General features: G+C 68.0%; 1 pseudogene. It reads left to right on the top strand.

Annotation, left to right across the window (positions count from 1 at the left end):
* Window positions 1–306 (top strand): annotated as a pseudogene (locus tag JHD07_RS03155) (PAS domain-containing sensor histidine kinase); the annotation flags it as partial.

Raw genomic sequence — 306 nt, 5'->3', positions numbered from 1 at the left:
TGCCGACGCTCATCATCGCCTTCCTGATCACGATCTGTCTCGGCGCCTTCGTGCAGGTCGTCGACCAGACGCGCCAGAAGCGGCTGGTGATCCGCCACGACATTTCGGCCCTCGCCGACCTGCTCGCCGAGCGCATCGACCGGCTCACCACGGTAAGACACGAGCGGCAGAAGGCCGTCGAAAGCCTGCCGACGCTGCTGCCTGATCTGATTCCGTCGTGGGCGACGGCCTCGGGCCGCCACGTCATCGTCACCTCGGCCGGGATCGACCGCCACATCCTTGCCCGCGTCCCGGCCGACGCCGATG

Source organism: Bradyrhizobium sp., assembly GCF_016462955.1.
Taxonomy (GTDB): domain Bacteria; phylum Pseudomonadota; class Alphaproteobacteria; order Rhizobiales; family Xanthobacteraceae; genus Bradyrhizobium.
Note: the sequence above shows the minus strand (reverse complement) of the source record. Positions and strands in the feature narration are given on the sequence as shown.